General features: G+C 71.8%; 14 protein-coding genes. 4 read left to right on the top strand and 10 right to left on the bottom strand.

The features are described 5' to 3' along the window. Positions 1–148 precede the first annotated feature (148 nt). The 4 genes from H6927_01345 to H6927_01330 are packed head-to-tail and all read right to left on the bottom strand — an operon-like array spanning position 149 to position 3,963. Complete coding sequence (locus H6927_01345; GenBank protein ID MCP5216745.1) at positions 149–1,570, bottom strand: NAD(P)(+) transhydrogenase (Re/Si-specific) subunit beta; 1,422 nt, start codon at positions 1,568–1,570, stop codon at positions 149–151. 15 nt (positions 1,571–1,585) lie between these two features. Then, on the bottom strand, positions 1,586–1,903 hold the full coding sequence (locus tag H6927_01340; protein MCP5216744.1) for an NAD(P) transhydrogenase subunit alpha: 318 nt from the start codon (positions 1,901–1,903) through the stop codon (positions 1,586–1,588). A 45-nt stretch (positions 1,904–1,948) separates the two neighbouring features. Next, the gene (locus H6927_01335; GenBank protein ID MCP5216743.1) at positions 1,949–2,776 is read right to left on the bottom strand and encodes a hypothetical protein; all 828 of its coding nucleotides are present in this window, start codon (positions 2,774–2,776) and stop codon (positions 1,949–1,951) included. A gap of 23 nt (positions 2,777–2,799) precedes the next feature. Further along, positions 2,800–3,963 carry an NAD(P) transhydrogenase subunit alpha gene (locus H6927_01330; protein MCP5216742.1) on the bottom strand — a complete coding sequence of 388 codons (1,164 nt, stop codon included), beginning with the start codon at positions 3,961–3,963 and terminating at the stop codon, positions 2,800–2,802. Between the two features lie 157 nt (positions 3,964–4,120). On the opposite strand from H6927_01330, the gene H6927_01325 reads away from it, so the two are divergent. Both H6927_01325 and H6927_01320 read left to right on the top strand, forming a co-directional pair. Continuing rightward, the gene (locus H6927_01325) at positions 4,121–4,603 is read left to right on the top strand and encodes an NUDIX hydrolase (GenBank protein MCP5216741.1); all 483 of its coding nucleotides are present in this window, start codon (positions 4,121–4,123) and stop codon (positions 4,601–4,603) included. 54 nt (positions 4,604–4,657) lie between these two features. Next, entirely contained in the window at positions 4,658–5,416 is a 759-nt protein-coding gene (locus H6927_01320) for a sulfite exporter TauE/SafE family protein (GenBank protein ID MCP5216740.1), read from the top strand. Positions 5,417–5,429: 13 nt separating this feature from the next. Here the strand turns inward: H6927_01320 and H6927_01315 are convergent, their stop codons facing one another. The 6 genes from H6927_01315 to H6927_01290 all read right to left on the bottom strand — a co-directional run bounded on the left by H6927_01315 (position 5,430) and on the right by H6927_01290 (position 11,250). After that, on the bottom strand, positions 5,430–7,436 hold the full coding sequence (locus tag H6927_01315; protein MCP5216739.1) for a tetratricopeptide repeat protein: 2,007 nt from the start codon (positions 7,434–7,436) through the stop codon (positions 5,430–5,432). A gap of 3 nt (positions 7,437–7,439) precedes the next feature. Then, positions 7,440–8,597: a D-alanyl-D-alanine carboxypeptidase gene (locus H6927_01310; GenBank protein MCP5216738.1), complete on the bottom strand. Its 1,158-nt coding sequence runs from the start codon at positions 8,595–8,597 to the stop codon at positions 7,440–7,442. A 38-nt stretch (positions 8,598–8,635) separates the two neighbouring features. Then, positions 8,636–9,274, bottom strand: coding sequence for an alpha/beta fold hydrolase (locus H6927_01305; GenBank protein MCP5216737.1), 639 nt, complete (start codon positions 9,272–9,274; stop codon positions 8,636–8,638). Between the two features lie 86 nt (positions 9,275–9,360). After that, positions 9,361–9,693 (bottom strand): (2Fe-2S) ferredoxin domain-containing protein, encoded by a 333-nt coding sequence (locus tag H6927_01300; GenBank protein MCP5216736.1) that lies wholly within the window; start codon positions 9,691–9,693, stop codon positions 9,361–9,363. Next, complete coding sequence (locus tag H6927_01295) at positions 9,690–10,805, bottom strand: VanZ family protein (protein MCP5216735.1); 1,116 nt, start codon at positions 10,803–10,805, stop codon at positions 9,690–9,692. Before H6927_01295 ends, H6927_01300 begins: the two co-directional genes overlap by 4 nt. Before the next feature lie 16 nt (positions 10,806–10,821). Beyond that, positions 10,822–11,250: a CopD family protein gene (locus H6927_01290; GenBank protein ID MCP5216734.1), complete on the bottom strand. Its 429-nt coding sequence runs from the start codon at positions 11,248–11,250 to the stop codon at positions 10,822–10,824. Between the two features lie 272 nt (positions 11,251–11,522). On the opposite strand from H6927_01290, the gene hemB reads away from it, so the two are divergent. Both hemB and H6927_01280 read left to right on the top strand, forming a co-directional pair. Beyond that, positions 11,523–12,533, top strand: coding sequence for a porphobilinogen synthase (hemB, locus tag H6927_01285; GenBank protein ID MCP5216733.1), 1,011 nt, complete (start codon positions 11,523–11,525; stop codon positions 12,531–12,533). A 49-nt stretch (positions 12,534–12,582) separates the two neighbouring features. Next, positions 12,583–13,698 carry a magnesium transporter CorA family protein gene (locus H6927_01280; GenBank protein ID MCP5216732.1) on the top strand — a complete coding sequence of 372 codons (1,116 nt, stop codon included), beginning with the start codon at positions 12,583–12,585 and terminating at the stop codon, positions 13,696–13,698. Positions 13,699–13,725: the final 27 nt, after the last annotated feature.

The following is a 13,725-nucleotide window of genomic DNA, read 5'->3' as shown; positions in this document are numbered from 1 at the left end:
AGGAATCCTCCAGCAACACAGTCAACCAACGGATGTTTGCAACCTATTGTCACCGCGATGGGTGCACCCGGCGATTGTGGCCTCGAATGGGCATGAAAAAAGCGAGGCTTCGAAGGCCTCGCTTTTGGGGGACGGGGGCGTCAGCCGCTCATTCGATCGCCTTGGCAATCTCCTCGACCACCTTCTTGGCATCGCCGAACACCATCATGGTCTTGTCCATGTAGAACAGCTCGTTGTCCAGGCCCGCGTAGCCCGCCGCCATGGAGCGCTTGTTGACGATCACGGTCTTGGCCTTGTAGGCCTCCAGGATCGGCATGCCGTAGATCGGGCTGCCCTTTTGCAGCGCGACGGGGTTGACCACGTCGTTGGCGCCCAGGATGATGGCCACGTCGGCCTGGCCGAACTCGCCGTTGATGTCCTCCATTTCGAACACCTGGTCGTAGGGCACCTCGGCCTCGGCCAGCAGCACGTTCATGTGGCCGGGCATGCGGCCGGCCACGGGGTGGATGGCGTACTTGACGTCCACGCCCTTCTCGGTCAGCTTTTCCACCATCTCCTTGACGGCGTGCTGCGCGCGCGCCACGGCCAGGCCGTAGCCGGGCACGATGATCACGCTGTCGGCGTTGCCCAGCATGAAGGCCACGTCGTCGGGGCTGCCGCTCTTGACCGGGCGCTGCTCCTGCATGCCGCCGGCGGCGGCGGTCTCGCCGCCAAAGCCGCCCAGGATGACGCTGAGGAAGGCCCGGTTCATGGCCTTGCACATGATGAAGGACAGGATGGCGCCCGAGCTGCCCACCAGCGAGCCGGCGATGATCAGCATGCTGTTGTTGAGCGAGAAGCCGATGCCCGCCGCCGCCCAGCCCGAGTAGCTGTTGAGCATGGAGATGACCACCGGCATGTCGGCGCCGCCGATGGGGATGATCAGCGTCACGCCGATGATGAAGCCCAGCAGGCACACCAGCGCGAAGTCGAGGTGGCTTTGCGAGTGCCAGAAGCCGTAGATGAAGAAGATGGAGGCCAGGCCCAGCAGCAGGTTCAGCCAGTGCTGGCCGGCAAACTGCACCGGCGCGCCCTGGAACAGGCGGAACTTGCTCTTGCCCGACAGCTTGCCCCAGGCGATGACCGAGCCGCTGAAGGTGACCGCGCCGATGAAGGCGCCCAGCGACAGCTCGATGCGGTTGCCGCCCGGGATGGGCTCGCCCGCCTGCGCCACGATGCCCAGGGCGTGCGGCTCGATCGCGGTGGCGGCGGCGATGCACACCGCGGCCAGGCCGATCATGCTGTGGAAGAACGCGATCAGCTCGGGCATCTGGGTCATCTCGACCGTCTTGGCGCGCCAGGCGCCGTAGCCGCCGCCGACGACCAGGCCCAGCAGCACCCAGGCCAGGCCGGCCATGGAGCCCGAGAGCTTGACGATCAGCGCGGCCGTGGTCAGCATGGCGATGGCCATGCCGGCCATGCCGAAGACGTTGCCGCGGATCGAGGTGGTGGGGTGCGACAGGCCCTTCAGGGCCTGGATGAAGCAGACGCTGGCGATCAGGTACAGCAGCGCGACGAGGTTCATGCTCATGCCGGGTGCTCCTTCTTATTTGGCGGCGTCGGCCTTGGCCGGACGCTCTTTTTTCTTGAACATCTCGAGCATGCGGCGCGTGACCAGGAAGCCGCCGAAGATGTTGACCGAGGCCAGCGCCACCGCGGCCACCCCCAGCAGCTTGGTGAAGGCGCCGCCGGTCAGCGCGGCGGCCAGCATGGCGCCGACCACCACGATGGCCGAGATGGCGTTGGTGACGGCCATCAGCGGCGTGTGCAGCGCCGGCGTGACGGTCCACACCACGTGGTAGCCCACGTAAATGGCCAGCACGAAGATGGTCAGGTTGATGATGGTGTGGGATACGACATCCATGGGGGTCTCCTCGAAATGCTGGGTGGGCGGCGCGCGGGCCGGTTCTTATTGGCGGTCGGCGCGCGGGGCGCGCTCGGGCGGGTTCACCTGCACCGCCGTGGCGGCGGGCGGCGCCGTCACCACCGCCGGGGTGGTGGCGAGCGGCGCCGGCGCGGCCAGCGGGGCCGAATACGGGAAGGGCGGCACGCGCAGCGTGCCACCGGCGGCGGCCGCCTGCGTGGCGCGGGCGAACTGGCGCGCCCAGGCCTGGCCGGTGCCGCCGCTGACGAGAAAGTCGTAGTTGTTGCGCGTCACGGGCTCCAGCAGCGCCGGGTTGACCAGCGCCACGGCCTCGACGGCGTCGCCGCTGCCCGTGGCGCGGTCGCTGATCCAGGCGCGCGGGCGCGCGGCCCAGCCGTGGGCGTCGATCCAGCGCGCCAGCACCGGGTTTTGCTGCTGCAGCCAGTGGTCGAAGTCGGCGTCGCGGCGCATGCGCAGGCAGCCGGCGGCGTCGGCCACGTCCTGCCGGCCGGCCGCGGGGCAGGTGCTGCCGCCACCGGCCACGCGCTGCACCAGCACCAGCGCCAGCCATTGGCCGTCGGCACGCTGCAGGCCGGCCACGCGGGTGGGCACGCTGGCGCCGCTGGCGGGCGCCGGGCCTTCGCCGGCCAGCCAGGGAGCGTCGTAGGCGCCCAGGTCGTACCAGCGGCCGATGGCGCTGGGCGGCACCTCGATGGGCGGGGCAGACACCGGCTCCTGGGGTGCGGCGGCCACGGCCGGGTTGGCCGTCGGCGCCGATGCCAGCGGGGCGTTGGCGCAGGCGCCCAGGGCCAGCGCGGCGGCCAGCGCTAGGCCGGTGGCGCCGGAGCGCAAAAAGGAGGGTGAAGCGGTCATGGACATGGCGCGGGCGGCGCGCGTCAGGACTTGCGGGTGACGGCGCCCTGGTGCGCCATCAGGCAGGCGGCGACGATGTCGTCTTCCAGGTCGATGCGGAACGCCGACGCGGGCTCGCCCTTGGCGGCGGGCGGCAGCACCAGCTTGAGGAAGTCCAGCACGTTGCGCGCGTACAGGCTGCTGGCGTCGGCCGCCACCAGCGCGGCCAGGTTGGTCTCGCCCACGATCACCACGCCGTGCCGGGTCACCGTCTGGTCGGCCACCGTCAGCGGGCAGTTGCCGCCCACGCTGCCGTCCGGGTTGGGCGCGCCCTTGCCGGCCGCCATGTCGATGATGACCGAGCCGGGCTTCATGCTCTTGACCATATCCTCGGTGATCAGCACCGGCGCGGCGCGGCCGGGGATCAGCGCGGTGGAGATCACCACGTCGGCCTGCGCCACGCGCTTGGCCACCTCGGCCTTTTGCCGGTCGAGCCAGCTTTGCGGCATGGGCCGGGCGTAGCCGCCCACGCCCTCGGCGGCTTCTTTTTCCTCGGCGGTCTCGTAGGCCACGTCGATGAACTTGCCGCCCAGCGACTCGACCTGCTCCTTCACGCTGGGGCGCACGTCGCTGGCCTCGATGACGGCGCCCAGGCGCTTGGCGGTGGCAATGGCCTGCAGGCCGGCCACGCCCACGCCCAGGATGACCACGCGCGCCGCCTTCACGGTGCCGGCGGCCGTCATCAGCATGGGAAAGAACTTCTGGTAGCGGTCGGCCGCCATGACGACCGCCTTGTAGCCGGCGATGTTGGCCTGGCTGGACAGCACGTCCATGCTCTGCGCGCGCGTGGTGCGCGGCGCGGCCTCCAGCGCGAAGCCGGTCACGCCCGCGGTGGCCAGGCGCTGCAGGCCCTCGGCGTTGAAGGGCTCCAGCATGCCCACCAGCACCGCGCCCGGCTTCATCTGCGCCAGCTCGGCGGGCGCCGGGCTGCGCACCTTCAGCACCATCTCGGCACCCAGCGCGGCGGCGGCATCCACCAGTTGCGCGCCGACCGCGGCGTAGGCCTCGTCGGTCACGCTGGCGCGCAGGCCGGCGCCGGCCTGCACGCTCACCGCGTGGCCCTGCGCCACCAGTTTCTTGACCGTTTCCGGGGTCGCGGCCACGCGGCTTTCGCCGGCGGCCGTTTCGGCGGGGATGCCAATCAGCATGAAGTCTCCTCTTTGCTCAAGCGCATGCGTGAATCCGCCGCGCCAGCGGGCGGCGCGATCCGATGGGCGGGGGCTGCAGCCCCGCGATTGGGGCCGATTGTGCTTGATTTTTCCTGCCACGCCTGGCCACCCATAAACGCTCTGCATAATCGGCGCCATGAGCAAGCCCCGTTGGAGGCCGCGCGTCACCGTCGCGGCCGTGATCGAGCAGGACGGCCGCTACCTGCTGGTCGAGGAGAACACGTCCGAAGGCCTGCGCCTGAACACCCCCGCCGGCCACCTGGAGCCGGGCGAGACGCCCGAGCAGGGCGCGGTGCGCGAGGCGCTGGAGGAAACCGCGCGCCACTTCCAGCCCAGCGCGCTGCTGGGCGTGTACCTGGCCGCCTCGCGCGACGCCGAGGGCCAGCCCACCACCTGGCTGCGCATCACCTACTGCGGCACCGCGGGCGAGCCGCTGCCCGGCCGCGCGCTGGACGCCGGCATCGTGCGCACCCTGTGGCTGACGCCCGAGGAGGTGCGCGCCAGCGCGGCACGCCACCGCAGCCCGCTGGTGCTGTGCTGCATGGAAGACCACCTGCGCGGCCAGCGCTTCGGGCTGGATGCGGTGCAGGCGCATGCCTCCGCATTGAATTTCAAGTGAAACAGGCCTATGGCCCGCATGGAATGTGCGTCATAAGCTATCAAAATTGAAGCAATGACGGGCGATCTGCTGACCTGGGCGGTGCTGGCCGCCGCCGCGCTGGGCGCCGGCGTGCTCAACGCCATGGCCGGCGGCGGCACCTTCCTGACCTTTCCGGCCCTGGTGTGGGCGGGCGTGCCGCCGATCGCGGCCAACGCCACCAGCGCGCTGGCGGTGTGCCCGGGCTACTTCGGCAGCGTGGCGGGCTTTCGGCGCGAGCTGGCGGCCCTGCCGCGCGCGCTGCTGGCGCGCGAGATGGCGATCAGCGCCGCCGGCGGCGTGGCCGGCGCCCTGCTGCTGCTGGTGACGCCGCCCAAGGTGTTTGCCGGCGTGGTGCCCTGGCTGCTGCTGCTGGCCACCGTGCTGTTTGCCGCCGGCCCGCGCCTGGCGCGCTGGAGCGCGGGCGAAGGCGGCAGCCGCCTGGCCGCCTGGCGCGCGCCCGGCCTGCTGCTGGCCACGGCCTACGGGGGTTACTTCAACGGCGGCGTCGGCATCCTGCTGCTGGCGCTGTACCTGCTGGTGGGCGAGACGCGGCTGAACACCGCCAACGCATTCAAGAACCTCAACTCGTCCGTGCTGTCGGTGCTGTCGGTGGCCGCCTTCGCCCTGGGCGGCGCCATCGTGTGGGGGCCGGCGCTGCTGATGGCCGTGTTCGCCACCGTGGGCGGCGTGGCCGGCGCCCGCCTGGCCCGGCGCCTGCCGACGGCCTGGGTGCGTGCGATCGTGATCGCCACCGGCCTGGTGATGAGCGCGCTGTTCTTCGTGCGGGCGTAAGCGCTTCAGCCCTTCAGCCAATCGGCGCGACGTCGAAGCCCGCCGGCGGCAGGCCCTGCTGGTGGCGCTGCCCCATCTGGCGGTACGCCGCCTCCAGGTGCCGCGTGAAGCGCGCGCTGTCGAACAACGGCGCGGTGGCGCGCGCGGCGGCCAGGCGCGTGCGCAGGCCGTGCAGCCGCGCCGGCTCGCGCGCCAGGCGCAGGGCCAGCGCCTCATACTGAGCCGCGCCGTGCGTGATGAGCTCGGGCAGGCCCACGGCGTCGAGCAGGCTGGCGGCCATGCGGCCGGCGAAGCTGCGGCCGGCCAGGGTCAGCACCGGCAGGCCGGCCCACAGCGCGTCGCTGGCGGTGGTGCCGGCGTTGAAGGGCCAGGTGTCCAGAAACAGGTCGGCGCGCTGCAGTTGCCCCAGGTACTCGGCGTAGGGCCGGCGGCTGGCGAACACCAGCCGCGCCGGCGCGACGCCGCCCGCCTGCGCCGCGGCGCGCAGGCGCTGGCGCACGCCGTCCGATTCGCCCAGCAGCCACAGCACGCTGGCGGGCACCGCGCGCAGCAGGCGCAACCACAGTTCGAACACCTGCGGACCGATCTTGTGGGTGCTGTTGAGGCCGCAGAAGACGAAGCCGTCCTCGGGCAGGCCCAGCTCGGCGCGCGGCGGCGCGGCGGCGGGCCGCACGCGGCGCGCGTCGTTGGCCTGGAAGCTGTCCGGCAGCCGCACGACGTGCTCGGCGAAGTCGGCCTCGGCACCCGCGGGCGTGACCCAGCGGTCGCCCAGGATGTAGTCCAGCTCGGCCATGCCGCAGGTGCCCGGAAAGCCCAGGTAGCCCACCTGGACGGGCGCCACGCGCTGAGCCAGCAGTTCGGGGCGGCCGTGGCGCGTCAGGCCCATCAGGTCGACGGCGATGTCCAGCCCGAGCGCGCGCACGGCGGCCAGGGCGCGCTCGGGCCGCGGGTCGCTGGCGTCGACGAAGGGGCCCAGCGCCTGGCGCAGCCGGGCGCGCATGGGCGAGTCGGGCACGGGCGGGCGGTGCAGGTCGATGCCGACGATCTCGAAGCCGGCGCGGTCATGGTGCTCGAACACGCCGGCCATCAGGTAGGCCATGGCGTGCTCGCGGAAGTCGGCCGACAGGTAGCCGACGCGCAGGCGCCGGCGGCTGGCCGGGCGCGGCGCCAGCGGCGGCGCCGCGGCCAGGCCCTGGCGCAGCGTGCGGGCCTGCGCCTGGGCGCCGCGCAGCAACTCGGCGCCCGAGGCGCCGGGGTGCGACAGCATGGCCCAACTGGCCACGCCCGCGCGCGCGTGGTCGATTTGCGCCAGCGTCTGGGAAAAAAGGGCTTCCAGCCCGCGCCAATCGGCCTCATGCTGCTTCAGATTCATGAGCGCGCAGGCCAAGCCGGCATCGCCCGGGTCGCGCTGCCAGGCGCCGTGGTAGGCCGCCAGCGCATCGCCCGCGCGGCCGGCGCGCTCCAGGGTCTGGCCCAGCGCGCGCAGCACCAGGGCGTCCTGCGGCGCCAGGCGGGCGGCGGTGGCCAGGCTGGCCAGGGCCTCGTCGACGCGGCCCAGCTCGCGCAGCATGTTGCCGCGGTTGAGCCAGGCCTGGGCATGCCGCGGCGCCAGCGCCAGCGTGCGCTCGAAGCTGGCCAGCGCCTCGCCCGGGCGCCCGGCCTCGAACAGCGCCCGGCCGCGGTCGTGCCACAGGCCGGGTTCGGCGGGAGCCAGGGCCAGCGCGCGGTCGAAATGGGCGACGGCCTGCGCCGGCACGCCGGCCTGCACGCAGGCCACGGCCAGCAGGGACAGGGTGCGCGCGTTCTGCCCATCCAGCGCCAGCGCGCGGCCGAGCGCGGTGCGCGCCGGCTCGGCCTCGCCCTGTTGCAGGTGCACCAGGCCCAGCAGCTGCCAGGCCGCGGCATCGTCCGGCTGCTGCCGCAGCCACGGCAGCAGCAGGGCCCGCGCGGCCTCGACCTGGCCCTGGGCCAGCAACGGGGCGGCCGCCGCCGGCCCGGCGGGCGCGGCCGGCTCAGGCACCGATCACTTGATCCACAGGCGCATGGCGTCCCAGGCGCGGCCCAGGAAGCCCGATTCCTCGACGCCCTCGAGCGCGACCAGCGGCACCTCGCCCAGGGGCTGGCCGTTTTGCGTGATCTTGAGCGTGGCCACCACCTGGTCCTTCTTGAAGGGGGCGATCAGCGGCTCGGGGCGCGCCACCTCGGTCTTGACCTGGGCGGCGCTGCCGGCCGGCACCGACACCACGATGGGCGTGACGCTGCCCAGCTTGAGCTCGCTGGCCTTGCCCTTCCACACGCGCGGCGTGGCCACGGCCTGGCCGGCGTCGAACAGCTTGACGTCCTCCCAGGCGGTGTAGCCCCAGTTGAGCAGCTTCTGCGACTCGTTGGCGCGCGCGCTGTCGCTGGTGGCGCCCAGCAGCACCGACACCAGGCGCCGGCCCTTGAGGTTGGGAAAGTCGCGCGCCGCAGTGGCCACCAGGCAGTAGCCGGCGGCCTTGGTGTGGCCGGTCTTCAGGCCGTCGACCGTGGGGTCGCGAAACAGCAGGGTGTTGCGGTTGGTGTCGTTGCTGGCCGGGGTGCCGGGGTAGCGGTACTTCTTGATGGCGAAGTACTTCACGTCCTCCGGAAAGTCCTGCATCAGCCGTGCCGACAGCGTGGCCAGGTCGCGCGCGGTGGTGACGTGGGCCGGGTCCGGCAGGCCGTCGACGTTGGCGTAGTGCGTGTTCTTCAGGCCCAGCGCCTTGGCCTGGTCGTTCATCATCTCGACGAAGCGCTCCACCGTGCCGCCCACGCCCTCGGCCAGGGCCACGGTGGCGTCGTTGCCCGACTGCACCAGCATGCCCTTGACGAGGTCTTCCACCGGCACCTGCATCTTGGGGTCGATGAACATGCGCGAGCCCGGCGTCTTCCAGGCACGCTCGCTCACCGGCAGGGTCTGCGCCAGGCTGACCTTCTTGGCGCGCAGGGCGTCGAACACCACGTAGGCGGTCATCAGCTTGGTCAGCGAGGCCGGCTCGACCGGCGCGTCCATGTCCTTGCCCGCCAGGATCTGGCCCGAGCTGACGTCCATCAGCAGGTAGGCCTTGGCGGCGACCTCGGGCGGCTGCGGCGCCTGCGCGTGGGCCAGCAGCGCGGCGCTGGACAGGGTGAAGGCGGCAAGGGTCTTGAGCAGGCGGTTCATCATCGGCTTGGGCAACGGGAAAAAGTGGATGGGGTGGTTCAGGCGCGCACGTGGCGCGCCACCAGCGACTTGAGCAGCGGCAGCTGCCCGTGAAAGAAATGGCCGCCGCCGGGCACCACGGTGACCGGCAGGCTCTGCGGGCGCGCCCAGTCGAGCACGGCGGCCAGCGGCACGGTGTCGTCGTGCTCGCCATGGATGACCAGGGTGGCGGCGTGGAGTTCCGCCGGCACTGGCGCCACCGCGAAGTGCTGGGCGGCCGTGCCCACCAGCACCACGCGCTCGATCGGGCGCCGGCCCTGCAGCGCGGCGACGGCCTGGCTGGCCACGAAGGCGCCGAACGAGAAGCCGGCGATCGCCAGCGGCGCATCGGCCGGCGCCTGCTGCTCGATGGCGGCCAGCATGTCCTGCAGCTCGCCGCGGCCTTCGTCGTAGGCGCCCTGGCTGGCGCCCACGCCGCGAAAATTGAAGCGCAGCGCGCGCCAGCCGCACAGCACGCAGGCGCGCGCCACGGTCTGCACCACCTTGTTGGTCATGGTGCCGCCGAACTGCGGGTGGGGGTGGGCGATGACGGCGGTGCCGCGCGGGGCGGCGCCTTCGGCCAGCAGGGGCGTGTCGAGCAGGGCCTCGATCGCGCCGGCGGGGCCCGGCAGCGTCAGCGATTGGGTCAAGGCGTTCATCAGCTATTTAAATTATAGCTACCGGCGCTTGCCGCATCCGCGCGAGAACGTGAAAAAGCTTGTAAACGGCGGGGCGCGCGCCAGCCTCAGCGGCCCACGTCCGGTGGCAGCAGCAGGCGCTCGACGACCTGGCCGTGCTTGAGGTGCGAGTCGACGATCTCGTCGATGTCGCCGATGTCCACGTAGGAGTACCAGGTGCCCTCGGGGTACACCACGGCCACCGGCGCGCCGGCGCAGCGGTCCAGGCAGCCGGCCTTGTTGACGCGCACCTGGCCCACGCCGGCCAGGCCCTCGGCCTTGACGCGCGCCTTGCAGTGATCGAACGCGGCCTGGGCGCCGTGGTCGGCGCAGCAGTTTTCACCGTGGGTGCGCTGGTTCAGGCAAAAGAAGATGTGGCGCTGGTAGTAGGGCGGGCTCATGGCCTGATTCTAGGCACCGGCGCCCGCGCCAGCAGGCGCGCCAGCAGCCAACCCAGCACCGCAAAGGGCCACAGCCAGCCCAGCCACTGGGCCAGGCCGTAGAAGTGGATGAAGCGCCCCTGCTCCCAATTTTGGAGCGTAGCCGCAAAGTACACATTGGGCGTGGAACTGTTGAGCAGCGCCAGCTGGGCCAGAACGACCAGGCCAAGGGCGGCGGCGCAGGCACGCGGGGGCAGCGCCAGCAGCAGCGCCGCCGCCAGCGCCGCCAGCGGCAGGCCGTGCTGCACCGAGGGCGTCACCCAGGTCCAGGCGTTGGCCGGCCCGAAGGACAGCGCGGTCGACAGGGTCGACACGGCGATGCCCGCGGCCAGCGCGGCGGCGGCAAACACGGCGCGCCGCCCGCGCGGGGCAATCACGCAATAGCCCAGCAGGCAGGGCGCCAGCGCGCCCAGCGCCACGCTGGCGGCCTCGGCCCAGGGCAGCATGGGCTGCAGCTCGATGTCGCGCACCGGCAGCCAGTCCAGGAAGGGCGTGCCCTGCAGCCATGCGCCCAGCGCGTCCTCGCTGCGCTCGTAGACCTGGCCCATGCCGAAGGCCACCGGCAGCGGAAACAACAGGCCGATGGGCCACAGCGCCAGCAGCACCAGCGCGCCGCGGGCGTCGCGCGCGAACCAGCGGCTGCGCACGCGCCGCCCCTGCTCGATGGCGCCCAGGCGATCGAGCACCGCGGCGCCGAGCGCGCCCAGCGCGCCGCCCAGGGCGTTGAAGCCCAGGTCCACGTTGGAGGCCACGCGCAGCGGCAGGTACGACTGCAGGCATTCCATGGCGAAGGACAGCGCCGCCGTGGCCAGGCCGGCCAGCAGCGCCGCCGTCCAGCGCGGCCCGGTGCGCAGCAGCGCCAGCGCCAGCAGAAAGCCCATGGGCAGGTAGCCCACCAGGTTGATCGCCAGGTCGAACCCCGTCCAGTACCGGGGCCAGGGCGCGTGCAGGTAGGCCCAGGGCACGATGCCCTGGTCGCGCCAGCCGGTGAACGGAAACAGGCTGGCGTAGACGATCAGCGCCGCGTACAGCAGCGTCAGCGGCCAGGCGGTGGAAGGGGGGGAGCGTCCCATGGGGCCGCGCGGCGCCTCAAAACGGCTTGACGACCACCAGGATGACGGCCGCCAGCAGGCCCAGCACGGGCAGTTCGTTGAACCAGCGGAACCACACGTGGCCGGGCGTGGCCTGGCCGCGCTCGAAGCGCGCCAGCAGCCGCGCGCAGACCGCGTGGTAGGCGATCAGCAGCAGCACCACCGCCAGCTTGGCGTGCAGCCAGCCGTTGCCCGGCCCCTGGCCGATGCCGTAGCCCAGCCACAGCCACAGGCCCAGGGCCAGCGCGGGCACCGCCAGCAGGGTCATGAAGCGGTACAGCTTGCGCGCCATCAGCAGCAGCCGCGTGCGCTCGGCGCTGGACTGGGGGAGCACCATGGCCAGGTTGACGAAGATGCGCGGCAGGTAGAACAGGCCCGCGAACCAGCTGACCACGAACACGATGTGCAGGGCTTTGATCCACAACATGGGGCGAGTGTAGGCGGCGGCCCGGTGCGCGGGCTCGCGTGGTGGCGCCAGAGCAAAAAACCCCAGCCGCGAACGGCTGGGGTCAAAAGCCTGTCTGCTGTCACACATCAAGGCTCCCGCTCAGGGAGGAAAAGCGGGGGGCGACGAATCGCCCGAATGAAATATACCAAAAGTGTGCATCGCTTTCCACAAAACCCATGAACTTTTCGGGGGCGTGGGGATCGTCCGGCGCCCCGTCGGGCCGGCCGCCGTTTGGGGCACAATTTTCCCCCATGACCCCTTTCGCTCCCGCCCCGTTTCCCGCCCTGCGCCCGCGCCGCCTGCGCCGCGACGATTTCACCCGCCGCCTGGTGCGCGAGCACCGCCTGTCGGCCGACGACCTGATCTACCCCGTGTTCGTGCTCGACGGCAAGGGCAAGCGCCAGGCCGTGCCCTCCATGCCGGGCGTGGAGCGCCTGTCGCTGGACCTGCTGCTGCCGGTGGCCGAGGAATGCGTGGCGCTGGGCATCCCCGTCATGGCGCTGTTTCCGGTGATCGACGCCAGGCTCAAGGACGACAAGGGCAGCGAGTCGACCAACGCGCGCGGCCTGGTCCCGCGCGTGGTGCGCGAGCTGAAGAAGCGCTTTCCCGAGCTGGGCATCATGACCGACGTGGCGCTGGACCCCTACACCAGCCACGGCCAGGACGGCTGGCTGGACAAGAGCGGCTACATCCTGAACGACGAGACCGTGGGACAGCTGGTCAAGCAGGCGCTCACGCAGGCCGCGGCCGGCGTGGACATCGTGGCGCCCAGCGACATGATGGACGGGCGCATCGGCGCCATCCGCCAGGCGCTGGAGGCCAAGGGCCACATCCACACCCGCATCATGGCCTACAGCGCCAAGTACGCCAGCGCCTTCTACGGGCCGTTCCGCGACGCCGTGGGTTCGGCCGCCAACCTGGGCAAGGGCGACAAGAAGGTCTACCAGATGGACCCGGGTAACGGCGACGAGGCGCTGCGCGAGGTCGCCATCGACCTGCAGGAAGGCGCCGACATGGTGATGGTCAAGCCCGGCATGCCCTACCTGGACGTGCTGCGCCGCGTGAAGGACACGTTCCACGTGCCGACCTTCGCCTACCAGGTCAGCGGCGAGTACGCCATGCTCAAGGCCGCGGCGCAAAACGGCTGGCTGGACCATGACCGCGTGATGATGGAGGCGCTGCTGGCCTTCAAGCGCGCCGGTGCCGACGGGGTGCTGACGTATTTTGCCCGCGACGCCGCCCGATTACTACAAAACAAATAGCGACTTGCGCTTGTCCTGCGCCGGCCAAAGGCCCATTCGATTCAAATCCGTGCACATCGTCGAGTTCACCGCCGGCAGCCTGCGCTTCGTCGACACCGTGCCGGCGCAGCCGCCGGCCGACGGCTTCGTGTGGGTGTACCTGGAGCGCGCCGAGTACGCCGCCACCCTGCCCGAGCAGCAGGCGCTGGCGCAGCGGCTGGGCGGCTCGGCCCTGCTGGACGTGCACGCGCGCGACCTGGCCAACGAGGCCCATCCCTCGCACTTCGACGCCACCTCGGTCTACGACCGCGTGATCTTCCGGCGCCTGGCCACGGCCGAGGAAGCGCGCGCGACGGCCGCCGCGGGCGACGCCCCCGACGCGGCCGCCCGCATCGACTCGCGCGCGGTCGGCTTTGCCGTGTTCGACGGCCTGCTGGTCAGCGTGCACCCCGCCGGCTGCCCCGTGGCCGTCGGCTTCATCGAGCGCCTGGCCACCGACGCGCGCCTGAGCGTGGACGCCGCCAGCGCGCGCTCGCGCCTGCCGCAAAGCCCGGTCGACCTGGCGCTGCGGCTGATCAACGTCATGGTCGACAGCTACCTGGAACTGCGCAAGGCGCTGACGCGCCGGCTGGAGGCCGCGCAGCACCTGCTGCTGCGCCAGCGCCCCGCCGCCCAGGCCTGGCCGGCGCTGATGCAGGCGCGCCAGCAGCTCGGCTGGCTGCAGGAGCTGTGCGAGGAGCAGCAGGACGCGATGCAGGAATGGCTGGACGCGCTGCGCGAGCAGCCGCTGGCGGACTGGGGCGCCGACACCGCGCTGGCGCTGCACCGGCGCGATGGCCTGGTGGCGCGCGCCCGCGACGTGATGGAGCACATCGACCGCGTGCTGCACCACGCGCGGCGCCTGGAGCAGTCGGCCGAGACCGCGGTGCAGATCCACTTCAACGCCCAGGGCCAGCGCACCAACGACATCATGCGCACGCTGACGGCCATCACGGCGGTGTTTTTGCCGCTGAACCTGTTCACCGGCTTCTTCGGCATGAACTTCGACCACCTGCCGCTGATCCACAGCGGCCCGGGCATGTGGGTGGCGCTGGCCCTGCTGCTGGCGCTGGCCCTGGCCATCGTGGTGCTGTTCTGGCGCCGGCACTACCTCAGCCACGAGCGCGACGACGAAGGCTCGTCCTGAGAGCGTTGGCGCGTTGACGAACTGAGC

The sequence above is a fragment of the Burkholderiaceae bacterium genome, from assembly GCA_024235995.1.
In the GTDB taxonomy this organism is placed as follows: Bacteria; Pseudomonadota; Gammaproteobacteria; order Burkholderiales; family Burkholderiaceae_C; genus Ottowia.
This window is presented reverse-complemented; position numbering and strand designations above follow the sequence as displayed.